General features: G+C 35.2%; 26 protein-coding genes. 9 read left to right on the forward strand and 17 right to left on the reverse strand.

Features of this window, described 5'->3' with window-relative positions:
* Window positions 1-773: 773 nt before the first annotated feature.
* The 3 genes from perR to bcp all read right to left on the reverse strand — a co-directional run bounded on the left by perR (window position 774) and on the right by bcp (window position 2,743).
* Window positions 774-1,241 (reverse strand): peroxide-responsive transcriptional repressor PerR, encoded by a 468-nt coding sequence (gene perR, locus C1H58_RS10430; RefSeq protein ID WP_016425479.1) that lies wholly within the window; start codon window positions 1,239-1,241, stop codon window positions 774-776.
* 84 nt (window positions 1,242-1,325) lie between these two features.
* Complete coding sequence (locus tag C1H58_RS10435) at window positions 1,326-2,276, reverse strand: NAD(P)-dependent oxidoreductase (RefSeq protein ID WP_165546125.1); 951 nt, start codon at window positions 2,274-2,276, stop codon at window positions 1,326-1,328.
* An 8-nt stretch (window positions 2,277-2,284) separates the two neighbouring features.
* On the reverse strand, window positions 2,285-2,743 hold the full coding sequence (gene bcp / locus C1H58_RS10440) for a thioredoxin-dependent thiol peroxidase (protein ID WP_050330570.1): 459 nt from the start codon (window positions 2,741-2,743) through the stop codon (window positions 2,285-2,287).
* Window positions 2,744-2,824: 81 nt separating this feature from the next.
* Between bcp and C1H58_RS10445 the strand changes: the two genes are divergently transcribed.
* Together C1H58_RS10445 and C1H58_RS10450 are read left to right on the forward strand one after the other, a co-directional pair.
* A complete protein-coding gene (locus C1H58_RS10445) occupies window positions 2,825-4,111 on the forward strand; it encodes a glutamate-1-semialdehyde 2,1-aminomutase (protein ID WP_165546126.1) in 1,287 nt (428 codons plus the stop codon).
* Between the two features lie 92 nt (window positions 4,112-4,203).
* Entirely contained in the window at window positions 4,204-5,298 is a 1,095-nt protein-coding gene (locus tag C1H58_RS10450; protein ID WP_165546127.1) for an FUSC family protein, read from the forward strand.
* Between the two features lie 95 nt (window positions 5,299-5,393).
* On the opposite strand, the gene C1H58_RS10455 is transcribed toward C1H58_RS10450, so the two are convergent.
* From C1H58_RS10455 to mutY, 4 genes are all read right to left on the reverse strand, one after another.
* On the reverse strand, window positions 5,394-6,986 hold the full coding sequence (locus tag C1H58_RS10455) for a glutamate synthase-related protein (RefSeq protein WP_165546128.1): 1,593 nt from the start codon (window positions 6,984-6,986) through the stop codon (window positions 5,394-5,396).
* 237 nt (window positions 6,987-7,223) lie between these two features.
* A complete protein-coding gene (locus C1H58_RS10460; RefSeq protein ID WP_165546129.1) occupies window positions 7,224-8,960 on the reverse strand; it encodes an ABC transporter ATP-binding protein in 1,737 nt (578 codons plus the stop codon).
* Window positions 8,961-9,380: 420 nt separating this feature from the next.
* Window positions 9,381-9,923 carry a nucleoside tri-diphosphate phosphatase gene (gene ntdP / locus C1H58_RS10465; protein WP_126496349.1) on the reverse strand — a complete coding sequence of 181 codons (543 nt, stop codon included), beginning with the start codon at window positions 9,921-9,923 and terminating at the stop codon, window positions 9,381-9,383.
* Window positions 9,924-9,986: 63 nt separating this feature from the next.
* A complete protein-coding gene (mutY, locus tag C1H58_RS10470) occupies window positions 9,987-11,030 on the reverse strand; it encodes an A/G-specific adenine glycosylase (protein ID WP_165546130.1) in 1,044 nt (347 codons plus the stop codon).
* Between the two features lie 90 nt (window positions 11,031-11,120).
* Here mutY and C1H58_RS10475 point away from each other — a divergent pair, with 90 nt between their 5' ends.
* Window positions 11,121-12,098, forward strand: a complete 978-nt coding sequence (locus C1H58_RS10475) for a metal-dependent hydrolase (RefSeq protein ID WP_060829685.1) — start codon at window positions 11,121-11,123, stop codon at window positions 12,096-12,098.
* A gap of 77 nt (window positions 12,099-12,175) precedes the next feature.
* Here the strand turns inward: C1H58_RS10475 and C1H58_RS10480 are convergent, their stop codons facing one another.
* The 5 genes from C1H58_RS10480 to sgtB all read right to left on the reverse strand — a co-directional run bounded on the left by C1H58_RS10480 (window position 12,176) and on the right by sgtB (window position 16,605).
* A complete protein-coding gene (locus C1H58_RS10480) occupies window positions 12,176-12,979 on the reverse strand; it encodes a teichoic acid translocation permease (RefSeq protein ID WP_235433170.1) in 804 nt (267 codons plus the stop codon).
* Window positions 12,958-14,487: an ATP-binding cassette domain-containing protein gene (locus tag C1H58_RS10485; RefSeq protein ID WP_165546131.1), complete on the reverse strand. Its 1,530-nt coding sequence runs from the start codon at window positions 14,485-14,487 to the stop codon at window positions 12,958-12,960. The genes C1H58_RS10480 and C1H58_RS10485 overlap by 22 nt, the downstream gene beginning before the upstream one ends.
* A 14-nt stretch (window positions 14,488-14,501) precedes the next feature.
* Window positions 14,502-14,816 (reverse strand): YfhH family protein, encoded by a 315-nt coding sequence (locus C1H58_RS10490; RefSeq protein WP_037559167.1) that lies wholly within the window; start codon window positions 14,814-14,816, stop codon window positions 14,502-14,504.
* Window positions 14,809-15,612 carry a recombination regulator RecX gene (gene recX, locus C1H58_RS10495; protein ID WP_165546132.1) on the reverse strand — a complete coding sequence of 268 codons (804 nt, stop codon included), beginning with the start codon at window positions 15,610-15,612 and terminating at the stop codon, window positions 14,809-14,811. Before recX ends, C1H58_RS10490 begins: the two co-directional genes overlap by 8 nt.
* Before the next feature lie 186 nt (window positions 15,613-15,798).
* Complete coding sequence (gene sgtB / locus C1H58_RS10500) at window positions 15,799-16,605, reverse strand: monofunctional peptidoglycan glycosyltransferase SgtB (protein ID WP_165546133.1); 807 nt, start codon at window positions 16,603-16,605, stop codon at window positions 15,799-15,801.
* Between the two features lie 197 nt (window positions 16,606-16,802).
* On the opposite strand from sgtB, the gene C1H58_RS10505 reads away from it, so the two are divergent.
* Window positions 16,803-18,548 carry a pyruvate oxidase gene (locus C1H58_RS10505; RefSeq protein ID WP_165546134.1) on the forward strand — a complete coding sequence of 582 codons (1,746 nt, stop codon included), beginning with the start codon at window positions 16,803-16,805 and terminating at the stop codon, window positions 18,546-18,548.
* Between the two features lie 260 nt (window positions 18,549-18,808).
* Here the strand turns inward: C1H58_RS10505 and C1H58_RS10510 are convergent, their stop codons facing one another.
* Complete coding sequence (locus C1H58_RS10510) at window positions 18,809-19,324, reverse strand: type 1 glutamine amidotransferase domain-containing protein (protein ID WP_165546135.1); 516 nt, start codon at window positions 19,322-19,324, stop codon at window positions 18,809-18,811.
* 76 nt (window positions 19,325-19,400) lie between these two features.
* Window positions 19,401-19,562: an SE1561 family protein gene (locus tag C1H58_RS10515; protein ID WP_164905411.1), complete on the reverse strand. Its 162-nt coding sequence runs from the start codon at window positions 19,560-19,562 to the stop codon at window positions 19,401-19,403.
* 113 nt (window positions 19,563-19,675) lie between these two features.
* On the opposite strand from C1H58_RS10515, the gene yfkAB reads away from it, so the two are divergent.
* The gene (gene yfkAB, locus C1H58_RS10520; RefSeq protein ID WP_165546136.1) at window positions 19,676-20,812 is read left to right on the forward strand and encodes a radical SAM/CxCxxxxC motif protein YfkAB; all 1,137 of its coding nucleotides are present in this window, start codon (window positions 19,676-19,678) and stop codon (window positions 20,810-20,812) included.
* 194 nt (window positions 20,813-21,006) lie between these two features.
* Here the strand turns inward: yfkAB and C1H58_RS10525 are convergent, their stop codons facing one another.
* From C1H58_RS10525 to C1H58_RS10535, 3 genes are read right to left on the reverse strand one after another with little or no spacing between them, the layout of a single operon-like run.
* Window positions 21,007-21,528 carry an acyl-CoA thioesterase gene (locus tag C1H58_RS10525; RefSeq protein WP_165546137.1) on the reverse strand — a complete coding sequence of 174 codons (522 nt, stop codon included), beginning with the start codon at window positions 21,526-21,528 and terminating at the stop codon, window positions 21,007-21,009.
* Between the two features lie 20 nt (window positions 21,529-21,548).
* On the reverse strand, window positions 21,549-22,781 hold the full coding sequence (locus C1H58_RS10530; protein WP_165546138.1) for an aminopeptidase: 1,233 nt from the start codon (window positions 22,779-22,781) through the stop codon (window positions 21,549-21,551).
* 18 nt (window positions 22,782-22,799) lie between these two features.
* Window positions 22,800-23,003 (reverse strand): DUF1128 family protein, encoded by a 204-nt coding sequence (locus tag C1H58_RS10535; RefSeq protein WP_165546139.1) that lies wholly within the window; start codon window positions 23,001-23,003, stop codon window positions 22,800-22,802.
* 132 nt (window positions 23,004-23,135) lie between these two features.
* On the opposite strand from C1H58_RS10535, the gene C1H58_RS10540 reads away from it, so the two are divergent.
* From C1H58_RS10540 to C1H58_RS10555, 4 genes are all read left to right on the forward strand, one after another.
* Window positions 23,136-23,594: a low molecular weight protein-tyrosine-phosphatase gene (locus tag C1H58_RS10540; protein WP_050345426.1), complete on the forward strand. Its 459-nt coding sequence runs from the start codon at window positions 23,136-23,138 to the stop codon at window positions 23,592-23,594.
* Between the two features lie 7 nt (window positions 23,595-23,601).
* A complete protein-coding gene (locus tag C1H58_RS10545; RefSeq protein ID WP_050345425.1) occupies window positions 23,602-23,889 on the forward strand; it encodes a YtxH domain-containing protein in 288 nt (95 codons plus the stop codon).
* Between the two features lie 291 nt (window positions 23,890-24,180).
* Complete coding sequence (locus tag C1H58_RS10550; RefSeq protein WP_060829677.1) at window positions 24,181-25,440, forward strand: YihY/virulence factor BrkB family protein; 1,260 nt, start codon at window positions 24,181-24,183, stop codon at window positions 25,438-25,440.
* A 33-nt stretch (window positions 25,441-25,473) separates the two neighbouring features.
* Window positions 25,474-26,046, forward strand: a complete 573-nt coding sequence (locus C1H58_RS10555; protein WP_165546140.1) for a beta-class carbonic anhydrase — start codon at window positions 25,474-25,476, stop codon at window positions 26,044-26,046.
* Window positions 26,047-26,095: the final 49 nt, after the last annotated feature.

A 26,095-nucleotide genomic window follows, 5' to 3' on the forward strand; every position in this document is an offset into this window, starting at 1 on the left:
AGAGGTGTATAAGATACAGCTCCTTGTCCGTTCGCTCGACTTRMAKGTATTAGGCACGCCGCCAGCGTTCATCCTGAGCCAGGATCAAACTCTCCATAAAAGAAGTAAGCTTGATATAGCTCGTTGATTGATTAAGTCAATCACTCTTCAAAGTACGTTAAAGTACTCAAATTATCGGAATTAACGTTGACATATTGTCATTCAGTTTTCAATGTTCATTTTTACCGTTACAAGAATCAATTATACTTTAAATCTTTTGTTGTGTCAACAATTATTTAAAAGTTTTTTTAATTCTTTGTTAATAAGTTGTTGTCTTTCATTCAACATTTATTATCTTATATTGTTATCAGAGAAGATTCAAGCGTTAATTTTACACTTTTAAAACCTGATTTACAAAGTAAAGTTAATTTAAATATTGTTTGCTCGAAACGACTTTTATATCTTATCAAGCAGAATGAAATACGTCAACAGAAAATAGAGATGTTTATTAATAAATATTACTATCATTTTGTAAACTGACGCGTTAAGAGAGAATTTTATATCTTTGCATAAGAAAAACGTGGTTTAAGGATGGATAATATGCCCCTAACTTTCACATAAAAGGTCTCACTTTATTAAAAAGAGGATTGACTTCTACTTACTCATGAACATTTTTGTATCTGAAAGTCTGCACTGCGAAAGTAATAATAGGATTATGGAAGCCATCAATAAAAAAGACGCATTTAATGAAAGGATAAGTCACGTACCCTATCATTAAATGCGTTTGAAAGTTTCTATGATTCTTTTTTCTTTTCTTCAGCTTCTTTACATGATTGACAAATTCCATATATTTCCATTCGATGGTGTGTTACATCGAAATGTGTGACATGCTGCGCAAGTTGTTCAACTTCATGCAATAGCGGATAATGAAAGTCAACGATTTTCCCACATTTTTCACATATCACATGATAGTGGTTTTGTGTATCGAAATCAAAACGACTAGATGCATCACCGTATGTGAGCTCTTTGACTATACCTGTTTTCTTAAAAACTTTAAGATTATTGTAGATTGTAGCTACACTAATATTTGGAAAATCAGGCGATAATGCTTGATAAATTTCATCAGCAGTTGGATGTGAATGTGCTTTAATTAGGAAATTCAATATTGCTTGACGTTGTGGTGTAATACGAACGCCTGCTTTTCGTAAAGACGCTATTGACTCTTGTAATTGATGTTCATGAGATTCCAATTCAGCAGCCATTAGTTTCACCCGTCTCTCTAGTTAATAATAATTCTTACTTAATAACAATATAAAGGTTAAAGACTGCTTATGTCAATGGATATGTTAATATCCTTTATTCACATCAACTACATTCTCATTAACTTCACCGTTATTGAGAAAATTTTCTAAATTATTTAAAAATATGTCTGTTGCTTGTTTTTTATTGTCATCACGATTTCCTGAAATATGCGCTGTAATATAAACATTATCAAGATCATATAGTTTAGATGTAGCTTCTAATGGTTCTTTGTCAAATACATCCAAATAAGCTTTTCTAATCTCATGTTCTTTTAAACTATCTACTAAAACCGCTTCTTTTGTAATTGTTCCCCTCCCAATATTGATGAATAAAGTATGTTGATTCATCGCTTGGAAGTCTTCACGTTTTAATAAATGATAGGTTTCCTCAGTCTCTGGTAATAAGTTGACTATAATATCAGCTGATGAATAAATCTCTTGGCGTCGAGCTAACGGGTATGTTCGATCAAAATAGTCAGCCTCATGGCCAGTCGTATTAAGTCCTATAGTCTCCATACCTAAAACTTTAGCAACTTGTGACGCTCTCTGAGGTATTTTACCAGTACCTAAAAAAAGAATACGTTGTTCACTGACAGATGGTGTCACACGTTTATGATTGTAGATTCTTTCCTGTTGCTCACTATAAGCTTCTTTCAGTTCTTTATAGTCATCTAAAATATAAGCAAATAAAAATTCCGTCAATTGTTGTGCATGGACACCCCCGGCGTTCGTAAGTGTAATACCTCTTTCATTCAAAGTTTCAAACGGTAGCGTATTGACACCCGTTGCATACCATGCAATCCATTTTAAATTTGGTGCCTTTTCTATAAATGTTTGATTTACTTCTGCGTTGTAAGTAATTAATACATCCATTTCTTTTTGAATATCATGAGGTAATTCTGATGGGTGCTTATAAAAATGAAATGTCACATCTGGGTAAGCTTCTTTTAGACGCAATTCTTGATCATCTAATCGCATTAAACTGACAACAATCATATTATACATCACCCTTCTAATATAGCTTTTAATTGTTCCATCTGTTCCTTAACTTTAACTTTTTCAATTACATCTAAAACTTTACCGTCCTCGTCAATCACAAACGTCGTTCTAACAATTCCCATAGATTCTTTGCCAAAAGATTTCTTTAATTGATATACACCCACTGCTTCAGATAATTGATAGTCTTCATCTACAAGTAAGTCAAAATTCAAATCATGTTTTTGAACAAAATTTTGATGTTTTCGTTTGGAATCACCACTAATACCATAAACTTTGACATTCAAATCATTAAAATAGCTTAAATTATCTCTAAAGTCACATGCTTCTGTTGTACACGTCGGTGTGTTATCACGAGGATAAAAATAAAGCACTGCTTTTTGACCTTTTAATGTGTCATTTGTAATCCATTCCTCATTTTGTGTTTCTAATTTAAATTCTGGAAATTGGTCGCCTTTTTTTAACATCACAATCCCTCTTTCTAATAACGTTTAATTTTATGATACGATAAGAGGTGAAAATATTAAATTAAAAGAGGTTGGTTAAATATGAAATTTACATTAAGTGAAGCACTTCAGAAACAATCTGATGAATATATATTAGGCGGTGTGAACTCCCCTTCCCGTTCTTATAAAGCAGTGGGCGGTGGCGCACCTGTTGTCATGAAGTCTGGTAAAGGTGCATATCTCTACGATGTGGATGGTAACCAATATATTGATTATTTGCAGGCATACGGCCCAATTATTACAGGACATGCACATCCTCATATTACGAAAGCAATTCAAGAACAAGCTGCGCTTGGCGTATTATATGGAACACCGACAGAATTAGAAATTGATTTTGCACGTAAATTACGTGACGCAATCCCTTCTTTAGAAAAAATACGTTTTGTCAATTCTGGTACAGAGGCCGTTATGACAACAATACGTGTCGCAAGAGCTTATACAAAACGAGATAAAATCATTAAATTTGCTGGTTGTTATCATGGACATTCAGATTTAGTCCTAGTGGCTGCAGGAAGTGGACCATCTCAACTCGGTTCTCCTGATTCAGCAGGTGTACCAAAAAGTGTCGCACAAGAAGTGATTACCGTACCTTTTAATAATGTTGATGCCTTTAAGGAAGCAATGGCACATTGGGGCGATCAAGTTGCAGGTGTACTTGTAGAACCGATTGTCGGCAATTTCGGTATGGTTGAGCCGCAACCAGGCTTTTTAGAAGAAGTGAATCGTATCACACATGAACATGGTGGTCTTGTTATCTATGACGAAGTGATTACTGCTTTTCGTTTCCATTATGGCGCTGCGCAAGATTTATTAGGCGTTTATCCAGACTTAACGGCATTCGGTAAAATTATCGGTGGTGGTCTACCGATTGGTGGTTATGGTGGCCGTCAAGATATCATGGAACAAGTTGCACCATTAGGACCTGCTTATCAAGCGGGTACAATGGCAGGTAATCCATTATCAATGAAAGCAGGTATTGCATTATTAGAAGTGTTAGAACAAGACGGCGTATATGAAAAGCTTGATCAACTTGGTAAAAGACTGGAAGAAGGCTTACAAGCAGCAATTGATAAATATAATATAAAAGCTACAATTAATCGAATTCGAGGTGCGTTAACAGTCTACTTTACAGATGAAAAAGTAACGCATTATGACCAAGCAGATGCTTCTAATGGCGAACAGTTCGGTAAATTTTTCAAACTTATGCTCAATCAAGGCATCAATTTGGCACCTTCTAAATATGAGGCTTGGTTCTTAACAACAGAACACACAGAAGCTGATATCGATAAAACAATAGCTGCTGCTGATTATGCGTTTAGCCAATTGTAAACTTCTATATTGAAAAATGCGTTACAACAGTGTATAACATGATTAAACATATTCAATATTAATTGAAATATAACATAAAGGAGCGCGATGACTTGAAACTGGGAGCTCGAATATTAAAAACCGGTATCGCCATTATACTTGCGGTTTCAATTGCTTCATTGTTACCCGGATCAACAGGCATGGTGACTGTAGCAGGCATTGCAGCGGTTGTTGCGATGCAGCCTAGTGTCTATCGTACTTTCAAAACAATTGTTGACCAATTTCAAGGTAATGTGATTGGCGCATTACTCGCTGTAACGATGGTTACGATATTTGGTAACAATGTCATCATTATGGGTGCGACAGTGATTTTGCTCATTGCTTTGCTTTTTAGAATGAACATTGCACACGTTGCAACTTTAGCTACAGTCACTGCCCTAGTCATTATGGGGCAACACAATGGATCGTTTTATATATCCGCATTTTATCGTTTTTCACTTGTCATGATTGGTGTCATCAGTTCTTTTATCGTCAATTTAACATTTTTACCTCCGAAATTTGAGACAAAAATTTATTATAATTCATTAAACATTTCAACAGATATTTTCAAATGGTTTAATTTAGTCCTAAATGATGCAACGGAGTTTAATCATGTAAAGCAAGATTTGGAACATTTACGACAAAGAATCGTAAAACTAGAACAATTTTTAGAGTTTTATAAAGAGGAACGCGCTTTTACAAAAAAACAGGTCTTTGCTCAAACACGTAAGAAAATTTTATTTAAAGAGATTGTGTTATCGACACGTGATGCTTATGATGTTTTACGTCGCATGAATCGATATCAAAATGACCTTGTCCATCTCACTCATTCGTTGCTACTTCAAATTAAGTTAGAGATTGACGAGCTAACACAGTTTCATGAGCAAATATTAATTAGTATTACTAAAAAAGCAAAATTTGACGTCTCGCACGATCAGCAATTTGTACCCAATCCTCTCAAAAAAGATATTATGACAGCATTTCAAGAGGAAGTGATTCATAATCCGAATCCTTGTGGGTTCTCTTATGCGAATATTATGCATATCATCTCTTCATTAGAAGAATATCGTTATAATCTGGAACATTTAGATCGACTGCGTGTTAGTTATTTTAAATATCATGCGACAGATCCGGATATTGATATTATTGAAGAGGACTTTGACTTATAAAAAGACATTGCCTGTTTTATTATAAACGGCGTTAAAAAAGACGGCTAAGCACATCAACACTTTAATGTGAGATGAGATAGGCCGTCTTTTTATTTTTACTCCATCAAACTGTCATTGACCAGTTTGAGTTGATAACGTTTAATAGTATCCAATTGTCCATTTTGATGTTTAATCGTAACATGTCCCGGTCCGATTTCTGTAGGGCTTTCGACGCCAACTGCTGCAGCAATATTAAACAAGCCCTCATGCAAACTCGTAATATAATTAACAACACGATATTGTTTTTCATCTACCACTAAGGCGCGTTCTTTCTTTGTATCTGTTGTCGCTACACCCGCGGGACAAGTATTTTTATGACATTGTTTACTCATAATACATCCGACACTGATCATCATCGCTCTTGCAACATTAACTAGATCTGCCCCTAATGCTAAAGCAATAGCAATTTTATCTGGTGTTATTAATTTTCCAGAAGCAAATATTTTGATACGTTCTCTAATCCCATGCGTTTTAAGCAACCCGTCTATGATTGGTAAAGATGTAAATAAAGGTAATCCTACACCATCTTGCAATTCTTGAAAAGATGCGCCAGTACCCCCTTCACCTCCATCTATCGTAATAAAGTCAGGATAAATGTCTAAATGTTTCATCGTTTCAATGAGTGTTACAAATTCATTTGCATGACCTAATACCATTTTAAAGCCTACAGGTTTTTGGCCTAACTGACGTAATTCTTCTAGCCATTCTAATAAATCTTTAGCATTTTGTATAAATTCAAAGCGGTTAGGTGAATCGATTGTTTCATATGGCTTAAGTCTTCTAATTTTAGCAATCTCTTCTGTTACTTTTTTACCTTCAATATGTCCTCCTCTTGTTTTAGCACCTTGAGCCAGTTTAATTTCAAAAGCTTTTACTTGATCTTTTTTGGCAATTTCAACAAATGCTTTTGAATCAAATTGACCTTGCTCATTTCTAACACCAAATAGTCCTGGCCCAATTTGAAAAATAATATCCGCTTCCCCTTTTAAATGATGTGGGGAAAGTCCGCCTTCACCTGTGTTCATCCATGTGTTCGCCATCCCTAGACCTTTTGAAAGAGCGGTTATGGCATTCTTCCCTAACGCACCATAGCTCATACCCGATTGACCGACAAGACGCTTTGCAAAATAGGGGTGCTCAATATTTTCACCAATTTTAACGTACTGTTCAGGTGAAAGTAAAAAAGGATCGACATTTTTTTCTACTGCTTTTTCTTTACGATTGACGAGACCCTCATTTTTTATTTGATATAAGAAAGTTGTAATTTGATGTGTATTATCAACTTTTAAAGCAGGCTTTTGTGTTGGAAACATCGCATTGTTAATAAAAAAGCCATGTTGATAATTTTTTTGTGTCCCAAAACTAGCACCTCTATTTTTATATTTCCCTGCTAAAACAATATCTTGATAATCTAGTCTAGAAAAAGGTTTATCTTCATTATCATTTAAAAAAAGATATTGCCTTAATTCAGGACCAATATGTTCAAGAAAGTATCGGACTCTCGCAAGAACTGGATAATTCCTGAGAACGCTATGTTGCTTTTGACCTTTATCAAAAATTAAAAATGCTACTGTAGCAATAATTAAAAACAGAAGTAACCCCACTAAAATGATATTGACGATCAATTGCAATATTGTTAGAAAAGACACTTGCCCATCCCCTTATATTTTTGATTGTATTATACCCTATATTGTATCGTCATATCATATTTGACTCCTTTTTAGTTTCAAATCAAAAGCAGGATTGTTCTGTCTTTCAAAGCAGAATAACCAAAATCTCACAAAAGAATATCTTTTGAAGTCTCATTACTAAAAAAGAGCAAACAAGAAATCTTATTCAACAAAGATTCCATTTGTTTGCTCTAATTTAATACCCTTTTTCGATTATTATAGATTTTGTATAGAATAAAGTCGTTCATATGCGCCTTGCTTGTCAATGAGTGTTTGATGTGAACCTTGTTCTACAATTTCACCATTTTCAATAACTACAATTTTATCGGCGTGTGTAATGGTTGACAGGCGGTGCGCCACAATGATTGTAGTTCTATCATGACTTAATGTATCAAGTGCTTCTTGTATGATTGCTTCACTTTCTAAGTCAAGTGCACTTGTTGCCTCATCAAGAATCAAGATAGGTGGATCATTTAAAAAGATACGTGCAATAGATAATCTTTGTTTCTGCCCACCTGATAATTTCACACCTCGTTCGCCTACTTCAGTATCATAGCCTTGCGGTAAGTCCATAATAAAGTCATGGGCATTCGCAAGCTTAGCAGCCTCAACCACTTCTTCAAAAGTTGCGTCAGGTCGTCCAAGCAAGATATTTTCTTTTACTGTATCAGAAAATAAAATATTGTCTTGTTGTACCATACCGATTTGTCGTCTCAAACTACCCATATCGAACGCTTTAATATCGTGACCATCAATGGATATACGTCCCTTTGTAACATCATAAAAACGAGGAATCAAATTGATTAAAGTTGACTTACCGCCTCCACTCATGCCTACAAAAGCGACTGTTTCACCATGTTTAATATCTAAATTCAAATGCTTTAACACATCTTTTTCATCAGGTTGATAGCGAAAAGAAACATTTTCTATTTCGATGTGACCTTCCTTAATCGCTATCGGTTTTGCATAGTCAGTATTTTTAATATCATATGGTTCATCAAATAGTTGAAAAACACGGTCCATTGATGCAAAACTTTGTGTCAATGTAGTAAAAGAAGAGACGAGTCTTCGTAAAGGGCCATAGAGTTGTTCTAAGTAACTCACAAAAGCAGCTAGTGTCCCTACTGTAACTGAACCTGTAATTGCTAAATAAGCACCGTAGCCGATTACAATTAATGGACCAATATCAGTTACTGTATTAATCGCTGAAAAAGAATAGGCGTTCCAACGTGTATGTTGAAATGCTTTATTTAGAAAATTTTTATTTCGATGATCAAAGTTTTTGGCTTCATTATCTTCAATAGCAAAACTTTTAATGACTGCCATACCATTTACACGTTCATGTAAAAAACCTTGTGCTTCAGCTAATTTTTGAGAACGCTGACGTGTAAGTGCTCTTAATCTTCCAAAGAAAAAATACACAGTCAGCACGTAAAATGGTAAGATGACAATCGCCGCAAACGTTAATTGAACGTCTAAAAAGAACATGACAGAAAGTGCGATTATAATAGTGATACAATCGAGCCAAATATTCATTAGGCCTGTCATAATAAAGTCTTTTGTCTGTTCTACGTCATTAATGACACGTGAAATGACTTCGCCCGCTTTATTATTCGCATAAAACTTAGCACTTAAAGCTTGAAGATGATCATACAATTTTTTACGTATATCGTATAAAATTTTGTTACTTGTCCACTGTGCCATATACTGTCTCAAAAACTCAATAGGTGGACGTACAATAATAAAAATAAATGCTGCAATTAACATTGCAACAAACAGTCTCATTACCTTATCATCCACAGTTAGTGCAACATTGTTGATGACATCATCAATGACAAACTTGATGAGGAGTGGTATGAGTAAAGGAATACCAAATTTTAATATCCCTATAATAATTGTTCCAAATATTAGCCATTTATACGGCTTCACAAACTCTAAATAACGCTTAATCATGCGCTTGCCCCCCAAAATTATATGCTTCCAATTAAGAATTTGTGCGCACATTTTTGATAATTCGTTTTCAAATAAGTCAGCTATTCTGCGTATTGCTTCAATCGAACAACCGTCATCATCATCTCACTGAACCTCATATATTGATTAAAATAGGTAATCGGTCAATATAATATGATTGTATTGATATAAAGTACAACGATTTGAACGGGAGTAAGACGGAACACCATTCGCTTCCAAATCTTACTCCCGTATTTAAAATCATTGTTTGAACGATATACACTATCCGATGTATCCCATGACACCGACTTAAACAGGCTATGTAAGAAGATGTTTTCATAGCATCTACTCCATTGCTTATCGAACCATTTGCAAAATTAAACTTCAAAATCGACAAAATTCATGATATTTACACGCTTAATTTTAAATATTTTTATATTTTTGAAAACGTTGACGCCACACTTTAATAAAATCTGGGGCAAATGGTCCCTTTTTCTGTTCAATCCATTGTTGAAGAATATCTACATTACGTCTTAAAATCAAATCTATATCTTTCGGATAATTCATTTGATTCATATGTTGTTCATATTCATCCTCATCAAGTAAGTGATATTTACCATTCGGATAGACTTTAATATCTAAATCATAGTCGATATACTTAAGGGCTTCTTCATCGCAGACAAATGGAGATGATAAGTTGCAGTAATAGTAAATACCATCTTCTCTAAACATACATATGACATTAAACCAATATTCTGAATGAAAATAGACAATCGCAGGTTCACGCGTTATCCAAGTTCGGCCATCACTTTCGGTCACTAATGTATGATCATTTCCACCAATAACCACATCGGCTGTTCCCTTGAGAATAGTCGTTTCTGACCAGACACGATGAATTTTGCCATCATGTTTATAAGATTGTATTTTAATCGATTCCCCTTCTCGAGGTACACACGACTTGACCACTTGCCACACCTCCTTAATTGTTATAACCTCGACTATTATATCACAATCAATCCGGTTACTTAATTATTCAGCTTGATGAAGCTTTTTAAAAATTTTAGTCATTGGGACTGGAAAAGAATAGTGTTCTTTTTGTTCAGGCACCAACCAAAGTCTTTCTTCTGCCACCTTGCGCTCATCTTCTTGTGCAATTTCTGCCAAATGGACATGAAGCTTCCAAGTAAGGTGTGTAAATTGATGCTTTAATATCATGACGTCTTTTTCTTTAATTTTTAATGAAGCTGCGATAACAGCTTCGGATGATGTTTGACTATTTTGTTCAGCCATTGGAAATTGCCACATTCCTTTTAACAATGAAGATGTTCTTTGTTCAATTAAATAACGGCCTAGATGGTCTTGAATTACATAAACATCAAAGTTCAGTTCTTTTTTCTTTAGTTTTTTAGTTTTCACAGGACGCTCTAACACTGTCCCATTTGCGTATGCTTCGCAGTGGTCTTGAACTGGACAAAACATGCATAGAGGTGATTTCGGCGTACAAACAAGAGCACCTAATTCCATCATCGCTTGATTAAAATCGCCTGCTTCAGAAGCAACATATGGCAATAGTTCTTGCTCATATGCTTTTCGGGTCGATTGCAACGCTGTATCACGACTATCATCATTCAAGCGAGACCACACACGAAAAACGTTGCCATCAACTGTGGCTAAAGGTAAACCATAAGCTATACTCATCACTGCCGCTTGTGTATAGGGACCAACACCTTTTAAAGACAAAAATGTATCAGGATGCTGAGGTACGATGCCATTATACTGATCAACGACTTCTTTAGCAGCTGTATGAAAATTACGTGCACGACTATAATATCCCAAGCCTTCCCATAATTTTAATACGTCCTCTTCTTTTGCTGCGGCTAAATCTTCAATACGTGGAAATTGTCTGATAAAACGTTGATAATAATCTCTAACCGTATCGACTTGTGTTTGTTGTAACATGACTTCACTCACCCATATGTAATATGGATTTTTAGTTTCTCTCCAAGGCATTTGTCGTTGCTCGAGTGCAAACCATTCTAACAAATGCGGCTTAAAAGAAATTTCGTTTAACATTTCTATTCCCCTTTTAAATTTGAATAATTTACCTTCAACTCAGTTGTAGATTATAATAAGATTAAGATATTTTGAAAAGAGTGAGACACTATGGATACTGCTACTCATATTGCTATCGGTATAGGCCTAACAGCAGTAGCAACAACAGATACTGCATTAGGCGGAAATTTTGCTGCAACTGCTACTGTATTAATTGCTGGTTCGTTAATTCCTGATAGTGATACTGTACTAAAATTAAAAAATAACGCAACCTATATTTCGAATCATAGAGGGATTACCCATTCTATTCCATTTACAATATTTTGGCCTTTACTATTAACTTTATTAGTTTATGTGTTTTTTAAAGATTTAGATCCATTTCATATTTGGTTATGGGCACAACTCGCTGTATTTTTGCATGTATTTGTCGATATATTTAATTCATACGGTACACAAGCATTGCGGCCTATTACAAATAAATGGATACAACTTAGTGTTATTAACACGTTTGACCCTATTATTTTTACAATTTTGCTTATCGGCATTTTATTATGGGCATTAGGATTACATCCTTATGTTGTTTTCGGACCTGTATTAATCATCTTGATTCTTTATTACATTTTGCGCTTTCAAATGCGTTTTTGGTTAAAAAAACAAGCTTTAAATCAAGTAGAACATTTAGGCACTCCGATCAAAGTGTTTGTCGCACCGACCATTCGATTTAAAGAGTGGCGTATTGCAATTCAAACAGAAAAACATGATTATGTCGGACGTAGTTATGGTCGAAGTATTGTGTTTAGTGATAAAGTTGAGCGCCAACCTTATCCAAGTCCAGAAATTATGCAATATGCACAATATGATCATAATATAAGAGCATTTTTAAATTTTTCTTCGATTTACCGTTGGCATATTAAACATATTGATAATGACACAACTGAGCTTCGATTTATTGACTTACGATATTTAAAAAAAGGTCATTATCAATTTGTTGCTATCGCCCATCTCGATAAAGAAATGAAAGTTGTACATTCGTATACGGGTTGGGTATTTAGCGAAGAAAAGCTGATGAAAAAGTTATATGCACATTGAATCATACATGACAAAACCTAGTCCCCATTATACGGGACTAGGTTTTTTGATGAATTTCACTCAATCCATTGATTAAATTAAGATTTAAGTTGTTGATGTTCATTGGGTCTCAACTGTGTCACGTAATCCTTCAATGCGAAGCTAAAGACAATCATTAAGCCCATAAAACAAAAGAAGTAAATATGATATCCCAAATTATTAATTGCATCTTTACCTATAATCACTGACTGTTGCATTCCGTTCACTAAATAAAAGATAGGATTCAGCATCAATAACCGTGTTTGCCATCCGCCATCTGGAATATATAAAATAGGTGATAGACAAAATACGATTAAAGACACGATATAAAATACTTTATCTAATTTTGGATATAAAATATAAATCATTCCTAATAAACATGAGATCACCGTAATAAAAAACAAACTCATTACAATATAGAACAACACACCGATTACTGTTGTGTCTGTATTGAGAGGTTTTAACCAAGCCATCACAAGCGTTAATATGAGTAAGACTAAACTATAGAGCGCACTCGACAATAACACGTGAAAAAACGGTGTACTATTGTAATGACGGGTCACATAATAGTCTCTCGGAAAAAAGCGGTAATTAATAAAGATGGCAATCCAAATGACGCCGAAAGTCATTAAGCCTGTAAGTCTATAATCTATTGTCGCTAATTTGACATCAACAGTTCCTAACCACCTAAAAATCATCGTGATGATTAATGTCAGTAGGATACCTATAGCGAAAGTCAATAACGTCCATTTTCTATGCATTTTTAGGCGATATATACTATGTCGGTATATTCTAGGAATGTTTTTGTAAAAACGAATTAAATTCTCAACCATTTTTCCACCTACAATTCGATATAAAGCCATTTTGAATTTTTCAAATCTGCAATAAAATAGCCCTCATCCGTTTTCGTTATCCATACATCACTTTTAATATGGTATTTATCTTCTAATTTTGACTTGTCCACAATTGGATACGTAAAGCCCATTAAATGATTACGGTCGTCAAATAACATTGAAATCGGTTGTTCAATGACTGGCTCAACGAAGCGGTCTTTCTTTCCAGGTACAAGTGTATCATTCACTTTCTCATGAGATTTATGTAATTCCCCATTAAAGTAATCAACATAATTGATATAATTACTTTTCATATAAGGTTCTAAATCTTTGCGATTCACATCTTTGTATAAAGAAGCAGGATTAAAATATTCAAACTTTCCTTTATCAGCTTTATAAAAAGAACCGTTGACTTGTATTTTATATGTCGCTTTATTTTCACCTACGATAGTTGCTATCGCATAGTGCGGCATCGTAATCGTTTTGCGTCCATGCTCTAAAGACGTTAAAGTGACCGAACTTTCATTAACAATCCCATATGCAAGTTTTTCTTCATAAGGATCTTTTGCTTGTTTGGAAATTGTAGGTTGTGTTGTTATTTGTGTACTGTCTATTTTACCTACCCCACTAATTACGAGGAGACTTGCCGCACACATGCCAACCAAAAACAAGATAGACCATAACCAGATTCTTGAAAGAAAAGCAGGCGGCTTTGCGTGATGATAACGCTCAATTCTTTTAAAATTATAGGTGAGTTCCGGCATTCTACTGCGATTTCGCTTCCAATCTTCATCAAAATGCTTTTTCTCTTCATCAGTTTTAAGTGAATCCATGTCACGCTGATGTGCCCTAAATTTAGGATAAACTTGGCTAATGGCACCTTCTTTTCTTAATTGACCATGCGATATCCAAGCCAAATAGTTGCTCACAGCTTTCACTTTATCAACATCATTGTCGATTGTAATCCACGTCCACTCACGCTCAACATATTCTTGCATCATTAGTTTTGCTTTTTCAAAAAACGCTTCATTCAAATAACTTAAAATATGACTTAATATCACAATTTCAGCATCAGAAGAACGGGCCAAACTAAATAGCAATTGTGCATATTGTGCATCTGTAAGTTGACTTACTCGCTCTGTTTTCACCTCTTCTAGATGTGCATATTTAATAATTTGTGACACCTTGTGTGCAGCCGCATCATAAGGATAAAGTTGAACGACGTCATTGACATAATCTTCAACCGTTGTATCCTCAACTGATTTTTGATTCATATTTGCATAAAACATCGAAGCTTTTCTTACAATTCGACCTTTATCAGGTTGAACCGTGCCTGCTAATATTTCACCTACTAATGATTTGGAAGCATCCGTTTCACCGATGATACCTAACGCTTCACCTTCATAGACATATAGCGAAATATTATTCAGCTCAATATCTTCGGGCTGATAACTAAAAGGTTTAAGCACATTTTGTTTTTTTTGATTGCGATAATAATGTGTTACATTAATCATCTTCAAGACAATTGAACTACCCATGCGCGCTACCCCTTTTATAATTTTAATAATGAAATTGGCAATCCTTCTTCGGGGTCACTATGATTAATTCTAAACCCCCAAGCAAAGATTCCTTTCAAACGTTCAACTTTAAAAAAGTCTTCTGTACCATCTTTCAATTTATATATTTTACCTATTTCTATCTTATCCGTATCGATAAGGTAGCTTTCAGCAATAACGACTTTATTGGCATAGACATCATATTCATTCATGATACCGTTCATTTCTGCTTTTCGCATTTTCTCTTTACTCGTTTGGATCACATGTAAAATCTCTTGCCTATCCATTTCACTTAAACGTTTATCACTCATTTTCGATACCACTTTCTGATAATTTTTGTCTAATCTCATCGTATTGATAGCCTTTTCTCAACAACCCTTCTACAGTTTTCATATAGAGAGGTTGCCCACTGTATTTCTTCTGATTTTTATTATAGACTTTCTCTAAATCACGTTGCAATAATTTGTCTATCATTTCTGAATCCTGTTCTATTTCGAGTTGATCCATTACTTTATAAATCGTCTCTAAACGATATCCTTTTTGTTGAAGTGATTGTTGAATCTTCAACTTCACCTTGGAGACAGGCCCTTTTTTCTGTTTCATAATTTTTTCACCTAATGCCACAATAGCATCTATGGGCTGCTCTTCTTCATATAATTGAACGCCTTCATCAATTAAATCCGCTTCTATGCCAGCTTCTATTAACTTCTGTCGAAAAATTTCAGGCCCTTTATCCGTCGTACGAAGTAATGTGTTTTTTAAGCTTATCATATAGTCACGATGATCTATTAATTGAAGATGCTCACAATAATCTATAGCACGAGCGATGACCGTCTCTGGAAAGTCTTGCTTTAAGAGATGTAATTTAATCTCCTTACGTGTACGTTTACGATAAGATAAGTATTGCATTGCTTGATTGATCGCTTGTCTATCATACTCTTCTTGATTGATCGCATCAATTTGATTTTTATCAACGATGTCACCCTTTTTTAAATTAAAGGCTACAAGCGTATCCATTGAAATGCCCATTGTAAAAACTTGATCTATATAAATATTAAATCTCTCTTTATTGTTTTTTTGAACTTCTATTTTAGTTATTTTATTCATCTTATCACCCCAAATCATCACAAAAGGGAGTGGAACAGAAATCGATTAGATTTCATTGTCCCACCCCTGTCTGGTTGACTCACATTAAGAATGCTTAATATAAGCTAGACTTAACTCAGCCATATACTATCAATGGATCAATTTTAAAAAATTCTACGCACTCTTTTATTATGCCATATATTTGTGTTAAGCACCAAGTTGTTGCAACGCCTCAGTGTATTCTTGTCCACTAATATAATTTTGTTGCTTCATTTTTTCTAACGTCATTTTAGTTCGATTTATAAAAGCGGGTGACATATCATTAACATCATATACTGAAGGTGCATTCACTTTGCTTGCAAGGATAGCACTTTGTAGTACAGTGATTTGAGGTAAATTCGTATTTTGTTGATTCGTTGTTGTTCCGAAATAATAACGTGCTGCAGATTCAATCGTATAATGATTGTCTCCATAAAAAATATTATTCATATAATAACTTAAAATTTGCTCTTTACTATATGTTCTTTCAATGCGTCTCGCAACAAACATTTCTTTTAATTTTCTTGTCACCGTCTGTTGATTATCATAATAAAAGTTTTTAGCAAGCTGTTGGGTAATCGTACTTCCCCCTTGCAAACGATTTTTATCTTTTATCGACGCAAAAATGGCTCGAATGCTCCCTTTATAATCGACACCCGAGTGATGGTAAAACCGTTTATCTTCAACTGCAATAAAGGCGCCCCTCGTATATTTAGGCATTTGCGTTGCACTCACATAACTATCTTTTTGCTCTATACTTTTTAAATCAGATACATCCGCTTGCTGTGAGAGCATATACATCAAACCAATAAACAATGCAGCAATAAAAATTAAGACAAAAATCAATGTACGAAAAATGCGTCTTGGCTTCTGTTTTTTAGGTGGTTGACCCACAGGCTGGTAATACGTATTGTAATGTGGCGCATTGTCATGGGGTTGTGCGGGAGACTTCCCCATTCGGTCTTTTCTTCTCATCCATGATGACCTACTTTCTCATTTCAATTCACTAATTACTGTGAGTTTATCAAGTCCAATAGAATTTATCTATATTTTTAACCAAAAATCAGTCTGTAGGATGAGGATAAGCACGTATTTTGAATATTGATGCATAAAATGAAAAAATGGGTATATGAGTCTTATAGGTTACTATATTGGAAAGGGAGTCGTAATAAATGGGAAAAGTAAAAGCGAATATGGCACTTATAAAAGCATTAAAAGCTTGGGATATTGATCATGTATATGGTATTCCTGGAGATTCTATTGATGCAGTTGTGGATGGACTTAAAAGTGCTGAAGATTCAATCAGATTTATTCATGTTCGTCATGAAGAAGTTGCGAGTCTTTCAGCTGCAGCTTATACAAAACTTACAGGTAAAATTGGGGTTGCATTAGGAATAGGTGGTCCTGGTGCAGTACATTTATTAAACGGCATGTATGATGCCAAACTCGACAATGTACCGCAATTAATCCTTTCAGGACAAGCCGACAGTGATAAACTCGGTACAAAAACATTCCAAGAAATTAACTTGCCAAATTTATTTGAAGATGTTGCTGTCTATAATTACCAATTAAAAGACAGTGATGCTGACAACGTCTTCCAAATTGTGGATGAAGCCATTCGTACAGCCTATGAAAAGAGAGGGGTTGCGGTACTTACACTTCCTAACAACATTTTGAACACTAAAATCGATGATAACTTCCCTTCAGAAGTTAAACCCTATCAAAAAGAAAGACAGCAACCCGCTATACATGAAATCCAAAAAGCAGCACGTTTATTTAACGACAGTAAACGTCCAGTTATCCTTGTTGGTAAAGGAACTGAAAATGCGAAAGCAGAAGTACGTCAATTCATAGAAAAAGGTAAAATCCCTACAATTGTCACATTACCGTCTAAAACGATTGTCGGCGATCAACATGCTTATAATTTAGGAAATATCGGTAAAATTGGTACAAAACCATCGTATCAAGCGATGCAAAACGCAGACTTGCTTATTTTAGCGGGGACGAATTATCCGTATGTAGACTATTTACCTAAGAAAGATATTCCAGCTATTCAAATTGATGAAAACCCTGAAGCTATCGGACACCGTTTTAATATTGATGCCCCTATTGTAGGTGATAGTCAACTGGCACTCCGAGCCCTGATTGAAGCGATTGACCCAGTTTCTGACCGTCCATTTTTATCTGAAATGTTAGACCATAAAGAAACTTGGGAAGGCTGGATGAATGAAGACAAGAAAAATACAGCTAAACCTATTCGTCCAGAGCGCTTAATGGATGCAATAAATAAAGTAATCACTGACGATACGGTCATTGCAGCTGACGTAGGAACATCTACTGTGTGGTCAACACGTTACCTGAATCTTGGCGTTAATAACCATTTTGTTATTTCAAGTTGGCTCGGTACGATGGGCTGTGCACTTCCAACTGCAATCGCCTCACGCATTGCTTATCCAGGACGCCAAGTGATTGGCATTACGGGTGACGGTGCTTTTGAAATGGTAATGCAAGACTTTGCTACCGCTGTTCAATACCGCTTGCCGATGGTGCTATTTGTGCTCAACAATACGGAATTATCATTCATTAAATACGAACAGCAAGAAGCTGGAGAATTAGAGTATGGCATAGACTTTAGTGATATGGACTTTGCTAAATTTGCAGAAATTTGTGGTGGTGTTGGTTATACGCTTGACAACCCTGACGACATTGATGCTATTGTACAAACAGCTGTACAACAACATAGACCCACTATCGTTAATGTTTATGTCGATAAAAACGCTGCGCCACTCCCTGGTAAAATCTTGCCAGAGCAAGCGCTAAATTATGCAAAATGGGCATATCGCAGTTTAACTGAAGAGCGTAAATTTATTTTTAACGAAATACCTTCATTGTCTACAGCTGTTAAACGTTTTCTTTAATTAATTATTGATACAAGTACTAATACTTCCAAGCATAAGCGAGCTATATTGAAGGCGCATATTAAGGAAAGGTATACAGGTTTTTGCTAGAGAATTTGTATGCTAGTTATCATTCGGAGCGAGTTGGAAATCCTTTCGATTTCTACCTTGCTCCTTTTTTATTGTCCACTTCTTCATTTAAAAAATGTAATTCTAATTAAAACAAAAAAACTACCGTCAAAATAAGTTTTGACGGTAGCCTTCTGAAATTGAGTCTTGAATTATTTTAATGCATTAACAATTTCTCTGTTAAAGTCATCTAAGTCATCAGGAACTCTACTTGTCACTAAGTTTTTGTCCACGACAACTGACTCATCCACCACTTTAGCGCCTGCATTTGATAAATCTTTACGTACATTAAGCACTGCAGTCAATGTACGACCTTTTAATTCATCTGTATCAATTAAAATTTGTGGGCCATGACAAATGGCAAATGTTGGTACGTCTTCTTTTAAGAAATATTTTGCGAAAGTCCCATATCGTTGTTCTTCATCTCCACGTAATAAGTCTGGAGAGAAACCACCTGGCAATAGTATCGCATCATAATTTTCAGGTTTTGCATCAGCAATACTTACATCAACAGTTGCTTTTGCACCATGTTTACCAACAACTTCCGAATTGGCAGCATTTCCGATTACTTCTATTTCATGTCCAGCTTCTTCTAAAGCTTTTTTTGGACTTGTAAATTCAATATCTTCAAATTGGTCTGCTAATAATACTGCTACTTTTTTTGCCATGATTCAATCACCTTTCTTTATTGTATCTAGTGTATTAGATACCCGAATTGAATATGACTAAACATCACAAAATAAACTATTTACGTAACTGACTCACTTTTACCTCCAGTTGATCTAGTAAATGGATCCACTCATCGATATCTTCAACACTCACCTTATCAGGTTTGGTATGTTCTAATTCTTCTAAAAATTGAGATAATCTTTCTTTTATTTGATTCATCGTTTGTGGCTCTTTCATACTTTGCGATTCTCCTTTATAATTGCATTGTCATAGCTATATTAACATGAAATTGATATTCCTCAATAGCCAATATCAAACAATCATGTATTTTAAGATGAGGAGTTTTGATTATGATAAGCACCAAAAAGGATCCTATTACTATTAAGAATGATCCGTGGGAACCCTATTCAGATATCAATCAATACGGGCAACCTGTACTCAGTAATGTTGAATTTACAACAACGAACTTGTGCAATATGCGTTGTAGCCACTGCGCCGTGGGTTACACGTTACAGACGAGAGACCCTGACCCGCTTCCAATGTCGCTCATTATGCAACGACTAGATGAAATTCCAACTTTGCGCACGATTTCTATTACTGGCGGAGAACCTATGTTTTCTAAAAAGTCTATTCGTGAAGTTGTTAAACCATTATTAAAATATGCCGAACAACGGGGTATCTATGTACAATTGAATTCTAATTTAACCCTTCCATTAGATCGATATTTAGATATTGCTGAATATATCGATGTTTTACACATTTCACATAACTGGGGCACAATTGATACATTTACTGAAGTTGGATTTGGCGCAATGGATAAACAGCCCCCATTAAAGGCGAAATTAAAACTCTATGAACAGATGATTTCAAACGCTCAGAATTTAAGTCGTCAAGGGATGTTTGTGTCAGCAGAAACAATGTTAAATAAAAGCACTTTGCCTTATTTAGAATCGATTCATCATGAAGTAGTTCACGATATGAAATGTCAACGTCACGAAGTGCATCCCATGTACCCTGCTGATTTTGCGAGTCAATTGGAAGTACTTGATCTTAATACGATGAAATCTGCTATCTCACATCTATTAGATGTGCGCGATAAAGACACTTGGATGTTGTTCGGAACATTACCTATTTTTCCTTGTTTACAAGATGAAGCTGATGCACAATTAAGAGAAAAATTGAAACAAGCCCCAAATGTATCGACTCGTAATGATCCGGATGGCAGAAGCCGTTTAAATGTAAATGTATTTACTGGTAACGTTATTGTTACAGATTTTGGCGATGAAACCGGTACAATTTCAAACATTAAACAAGACCGTTTAACAGATGTATTTCAGCGTTGGATGGCGACGCCACTATCAAAAGCGATTAACTGCCATTGTCCTCAATTTGAATGCTTAGGTCCTAACATTCTAGTTAAAAATATGTATTACTCAAACGTTGATTTTAAAAAACAAGAACAACGGATGCACCATATTTTTTCTTAATTCATTGAAAATATCCATATACTAAAAAGGCAAAGATGTGTTTACAAAAGTAGAATGGTCACTTCTGTAAATCATCTCTGCCTTTCTTTTTAACTAAACTCTAAACGTATGGTTTACTATTACGTCAAATTTGTATTTAAACCATCCTCAAGTAGCGTATCATCGTGAGTGATACTATTTCAATTTAATCGGTTTTACTGCTTACGTTTTAAGTCAGAAATAAATTGTAATGTTTTTTTGCTTTCTTTTCTTCTTTCTTTACGACGTTTTACCCGTACTTCAGCTGTTTCATGGAACCATTTCTCAGCTTCTGTTTCAGGATAGACGTCAGGTACTTTTGTAGGTTTGCCATCCTCATCCAAAGCAACAAAAGTTAAAAAACTTAATGCCGCTAGCTCTTGCTTATTGTTATGAATATCTTCAATCATAATTTGAACACAAATCTCCATTGAAGAACTCCCTGCATAAGATACCATAGCGATATAAGTCATGATATCACCATTTTTAATCGGTTTTAAAAAGTCTACAGAATCCGTTGAAGCAGTTACAACAGTATTATTTGCATGCTTCATCGCACAAATTGCAGCAATTTCATCGATATTGGCCATCATTGTACCGCCAAACAGTGTGCCTAGATGATTTGTATCTGTTGGAAATACTTGTCTAGATTTATATACTTTTGAATCTTGCATTGCTCTTTTTTCAATATTTGTCATTTTCTAAACCTCTTTTTATATCAATTTGCCCAGTTTCCATCTTTAAAAACTAACTCTTCAGATCCATCTGATTTAACTCCATAAATATACAAATCACGGCTACCAATCATAAAGTCGACATGCTTAAGCGAATCATTTAAGCCATGTGCTTTTAATTCTTCGCTCGTCATCTCTGTACCTCCTCTTAGGTTAAAAGCATAAGCTGCACCTAATGCGATATGGCAAGAGGCATTTTCATCAAATAATGTATTATAAAAAATAGTATTACGATTAGATATCGGTGAATCATCAGGAACTAAAGCCACTTCACCTAAGCGGCGTGCGCCCTCATCTGTATCTAATAAAGAGGCAAGCACTTCTTGACCTTCTGCTGCTTCAAAATCAACGACACGACCTTCTTTAAATGTCAGTTTGAAGCCATCAATAATTGTACCATTATAACTTAAAGGCAATTTATTCGAAACAGTACCATTCACGCGTCGGCAGTCAGGCGCTGTAAAGACTTCTTCAGTTGGAATATTAGCGATAAATGCTTGTCCATCAGGTGTATAGCTCGTTGCATCTTCCCAAATATGACCTTTCGCCAAGCCAACGACTAAATCTGTACCTTCAGAGATAAAATGAAGTGCATCATAGGCTTTATCATTAAGGTAATCGGCCTTCTCTTTTAATAATTGTGTATGTTGCTCCCAATTGGCGATTGGATCATTTCCATCGATTCTGACGATATTCAATATGTCATCTAAAAACTTCGTAAAAGCAGCTTGTGGCTCTAAATCTGGATAAACACGCTGCGCCCATGCTTCTGATGGATAACAAGCCACAACCCAAGGAAATGCATTTTTTTGTGATTCCACCATATACGGTTTAAAAGCACGACTTTGATTTAATTGAGCGGCTTTAAGTTTATTCGTATCTATGCCATTCAACAAATTAGGATCTTCGGTAATCAGTGCTAAGTTACTTGCACCACGATTCGCATAATCCATACGTTCTTCTACATCATAGGCCTTCACTTCTTTTTCAAAAAATGAAGCGGGTTCATATTCATATGCATAACGTTTCAGTTGTGGGTCGGCGTATTTCACTCTGACGTCAGAAGCACCTGCAAGATAAGCTTCTTCTATGATACGTCTCGTAAAATCTACAGCCTCAACTGTCGTTCTTATAAACACAGGTTGTCCTTTCTGAACGTTCATTCCAACGTTGACGAGTAATCTTGCGTATTGCTGTAATCTTTCTTCAATTGTCATTAAAATCCCCCCAATTGTCTATTTTCTTAAATCACCCAATGCCTCTGTAATACCGGACATTTCACGAGGTGTAAAATCCTTTTTTGTCGATACAAAAGCATAAATATCTTCTATTTCTTCGCGATGGGATTCGCTGTAGTTATCTGGATCAATCAAACCTGGATTTACTAAGTTTAATCGATTGCGTATTTCTATAATCATTTCTTCAATTGTCTTTGACATGATTACCATCCTTTCGTCTACAATATTTTATCAAAGTGACGAATATTTGAAAAATTTTTAACAGAATTACTTTCGTATTGTTTTAAAAACAGCTAAAATGGGCATATAGATTAGGACACGGAGGTTATCTACATGACAACAGTTGCTTTTGTATGTTTAGGCAATATTTGTCGATCTCCAATGGCTGAAGCAATTATGCGTCAACGCCTTAAAGATCGCAATATTGACAACATTGAAGTATACTCAAGAGGAACGGGCAAATGGAATTTAGGAGAGCCCCCTCATGAGGGTACTCAAAAAATTTTAAAAGCGCACGACATCCCATTTGATGGTATGATTAGTGAATTATTTACAGCACAAGATGATTTTGACTACATTATTGCAATGGATCAAAGCAATGTAGATAATATTAAAAAAATTAATCCTCATCTTAAAGGGAAGTTATTTAAATTATTAGAGTTTAGTGATATGACAGAAACAGATGTACCTGATCCATATTACACAAATAATTTTGAAGGCGTCTATGAGATGATACAATCTTCTTGTGATCATTTAATAGACTATATTATTCAGGATACGCGAAAGGAGTAACAACATTATGCAAAACAAATTATTACCGGGGATTTTAATTGGCGCTACAATTGGTGGAGCGATTGCATTGATCGACAAAAACACACGTCGTTCACTTAAATCATCAGTTCATCAAATTAAAACAGGTGAACGTTCAAGCGAGCCATCTAAATTTGCAGAATTGAAAGATGAGTTCTTCTATTGGAAAGATACAATTGATGAAATTCGTCGTAACAATCCAGAATTAGAACGTTCATTGCGTCAAGCTAAAGATACATTCGTTGAACGTAAAAACAATAAACAAATCGGTTTATAAGTAAATACTTTTAAACAATAAGCGGGGATAAGCGCACAACAGATTCACGTCAACTTCAACACCGCATGCCAACGCTATGAACGTGTGAGCTACAATAACCAGATTAATAGAAATTTAAATGAAGTTTGAATTTCACGCATTTGTTGATGGACTATAGTTGCTCACCCGCTCTATGCCGTAAAACATGTACAGTTCGTTGGCGTTACGCTCTTATCACGGGCAATTTCAATGCATTCTTTTAGAATGTACTCAGAGATTGCCTTTTTTAATATCAAAAGAAGGAGCTTCGATATGTCAAAAAACGAAGAAAAATCAAAAAGCCTTGTAGATGAGGTGAAAAGCAAGTTCTCAAATGACCATCATTCTAAAAATGAAGGGCAGCATCCTAATCGTAAAGGCGATGCAAAAGGTGAAATTGAAGAAGACCGTATTTATGTTAAGCCTCAACAGTTTCAATCTAAAGAAGCATCTAAAGACAACCAAACCTTCTTTGTCTCAAGAATAAACAAACCAGTAAAATATACTGACCGTCCTAATTTTGTTAGTTATTTGATTTATCGTATAGGAAAAGATGATGCCTCTGGTCTCGCTGCACAGTTGGCTTATTACTTCATGCTTTCATTGTTCCCAATGCTTATCTTTATTTTATCTTTAGTTCCAATGTTCAATATCGATAGACAAGCAATTATTGATCAAATTAAAGATAAAGCGCCTGCCGATACAGCCTCCATCATTACAAGTATCATAAATGATGTCATGGGCAATGCCAGTGGTGGATTGCTCTCAGTCGGTTTAATTTTGGCTTTGTGGACAGCTTCGAACGGTATCACTGCGTTAATGAATTCTTTTAACGTCGCATATGATGTTGAAGATAGTCGTAACTTTATCGTATCAAAAGCATTAGCAGTATTTTTCACTTTACTCGTTGGAATTACTCTACCTGTCACACTCGTTCTATTTACTTTTGGTCAACAAATCGGGAACTTGTTATTTGGGCCACTCGGTTTAGACGAGCAAGTACGTTGGGTATTTAGTCTTATTCGTACAGCGTTGCCTGTTTTAGTCATATTTATCGTATTTGTAATTTTATATACCGTTGCACCTAATGTGAAAATCAAACTAAAATCCGTACTACCTGGCGCGTTATTTTCAACAGTTGCATGGATTTTAGGTACACTTGCTTTTGGTTTTTACGTTTCAAACTTTGGTAACTATTCTAAAACTTATGGTAGTATCGGTGGTGTCATTGTTCTAATGCTTTGGTTATACATCACTGGCTTCATTTTAATTATTGGTGCTGAAGTAAATGCGATAATGCACCAGCGTAAAGTAATTAAAGGAAAAACACCTGAAGAAGAAACGTATGATGAACTTGAGGCCAATAAGGACGATGATTTAGCGACTGCGTACAATAACTATGGGACACAGTCGGATAAATTTGAACAACATCAAAATCAAGATGTAAAATCATCAATAGATTCAGAATCTAAAAAAGTTGAACATTCCCATACGGGACGTTCAAAGCATATTAAAACAACTGACGATAAATAAGACTGGATTTGAAACACATTGGAGGCGCTTAGGGTGACATTATTAGATCAAATTTTAAAATACAATAAAGACTTTGTGGCAAGCAAAGCTTATGAACAATATAGTACAAGTAAAACACCATCTAAAAAGGCTGTATTGCTGACTTGTATGGATACACGATTACAAGATTTATCAACAAAAGCACTTGGTTTTACAAACGGTGATTTAAAAGTCGTTAAAAATGCTGGTGCTACAATTAGTCATCCTTATGGTTCAACGATGCGTAGTTTACTTGTTGGTATTTATGCACTGGGTGCTGAAGAAATTATTATTATGGGGCATAAAGATTGTGGTATGGGGAATATTGATGTCGACGCTGTTATGAAAACGATGGAACAACGGGGTGTCGATCAAAAGACGTTTGATATATTAGAGCACTCTGGCATTGATGTTCCTAACTTTTTAAAAGGCTTTGATGACGTTTATGAAAATGTTGAAAAGAATATACAAATGATTTATTCTCACCCCCTATTTGACAAGAAGGTACCTGTTCATGGATTAGTCATTGATCCGCACACTGGTGCGTTAGATCTTGTCCATGATGGTTACGGAAAAAATTCAATCTAATGTTTTTAAACAAGCGGGACAGAAGTCAAAACGATTTCTGTCCCGCTTT

The sequence above is a fragment of the Staphylococcus sp. 191 genome, from assembly GCF_011174885.1.
In the GTDB taxonomy this organism is placed as follows: Bacteria; Bacillota; Bacilli; order Staphylococcales; family Staphylococcaceae; genus Staphylococcus; species Staphylococcus coagulans.

Bases quoted from the DNA above. Each gene is read 5' to 3' on its own strand.
- perR (WP_016425479.1), bottom strand. From the start codon at position 1,241: ATGGCTGCTGAATTGGAATCTCATGAACATCAATTACAAGAGTCAATA.
- C1H58_RS10435 (WP_165546125.1), bottom strand. From the start codon at position 2,276: ATGATTGTTGTCAGTTTAATGCGATTAGATGATCAAGAATTGCGTCTA.
- bcp (WP_050330570.1), bottom strand. From the start codon at position 2,743: ATGTTAAAAAAAGGCGACCAATTTCCAGAATTTAAATTAGAAACACAA.
- C1H58_RS10445 (WP_165546126.1), top strand. From the start codon at position 2,825: ATGAAATTTACATTAAGTGAAGCACTTCAGAAACAATCTGATGAATAT.
- C1H58_RS10460 (WP_165546129.1), bottom strand. From the start codon at position 8,960: ATGATTAAGCGTTATTTAGAGTTTGTGAAGCCGTATAAATGGCTAATA.
- mutY (WP_165546130.1), bottom strand. From the start codon at position 11,030: ATGTTAAACGAAATTTCTTTTAAGCCGCATTTGTTAGAATGGTTTGCA.
- C1H58_RS10475 (WP_060829685.1), top strand. From the start codon at position 11,121: ATGGATACTGCTACTCATATTGCTATCGGTATAGGCCTAACAGCAGTA.
- C1H58_RS10480 (WP_235433170.1), bottom strand. From the start codon at position 12,979: ATGGCTTTATATCGAATTGTAGGTGGAAAAATGGTTGAGAATTTAATT.
- C1H58_RS10485 (WP_165546131.1), bottom strand. From the start codon at position 14,487: ATGGGTAGTTCAATTGTCTTGAAGATGATTAATGTAACACATTATTAT.
- C1H58_RS10490 (WP_037559167.1), bottom strand. From the start codon at position 14,816: ATGAGTGATAAACGTTTAAGTGAAATGGATAGGCAAGAGATTTTACAT.
- recX (WP_165546132.1), bottom strand. From the start codon at position 15,612: ATGAATAAAATAACTAAAATAGAAGTTCAAAAAAACAATAAAGAGAGA.
- sgtB (WP_165546133.1), bottom strand. From the start codon at position 16,605: ATGAGAAGAAAAGACCGAATGGGGAAGTCTCCCGCACAACCCCATGAC.
- C1H58_RS10505 (WP_165546134.1), top strand. From the start codon at position 16,803: ATGGGAAAAGTAAAAGCGAATATGGCACTTATAAAAGCATTAAAAGCT.
- C1H58_RS10510 (WP_165546135.1), bottom strand. From the start codon at position 19,324: ATGGCAAAAAAAGTAGCAGTATTATTAGCAGACCAATTTGAAGATATT.
- C1H58_RS10515 (WP_164905411.1), bottom strand. From the start codon at position 19,562: ATGAAAGAGCCACAAACGATGAATCAAATAAAAGAAAGATTATCTCAA.
- yfkAB (WP_165546136.1), top strand. From the start codon at position 19,676: ATGATAAGCACCAAAAAGGATCCTATTACTATTAAGAATGATCCGTGG.
- C1H58_RS10525 (WP_165546137.1), bottom strand. From the start codon at position 21,528: ATGACAAATATTGAAAAAAGAGCAATGCAAGATTCAAAAGTATATAAA.
- C1H58_RS10530 (WP_165546138.1), bottom strand. From the start codon at position 22,781: ATGACAATTGAAGAAAGATTACAGCAATACGCAAGATTACTCGTCAAC.
- C1H58_RS10535 (WP_165546139.1), bottom strand. From the start codon at position 23,003: ATGTCAAAGACAATTGAAGAAATGATTATAGAAATACGCAATCGATTA.
- C1H58_RS10540 (WP_050345426.1), top strand. From the start codon at position 23,136: ATGACAACAGTTGCTTTTGTATGTTTAGGCAATATTTGTCGATCTCCA.
- C1H58_RS10545 (WP_050345425.1), top strand. From the start codon at position 23,602: ATGCAAAACAAATTATTACCGGGGATTTTAATTGGCGCTACAATTGGT.
- C1H58_RS10550 (WP_060829677.1), top strand. From the start codon at position 24,181: ATGTCAAAAAACGAAGAAAAATCAAAAAGCCTTGTAGATGAGGTGAAA.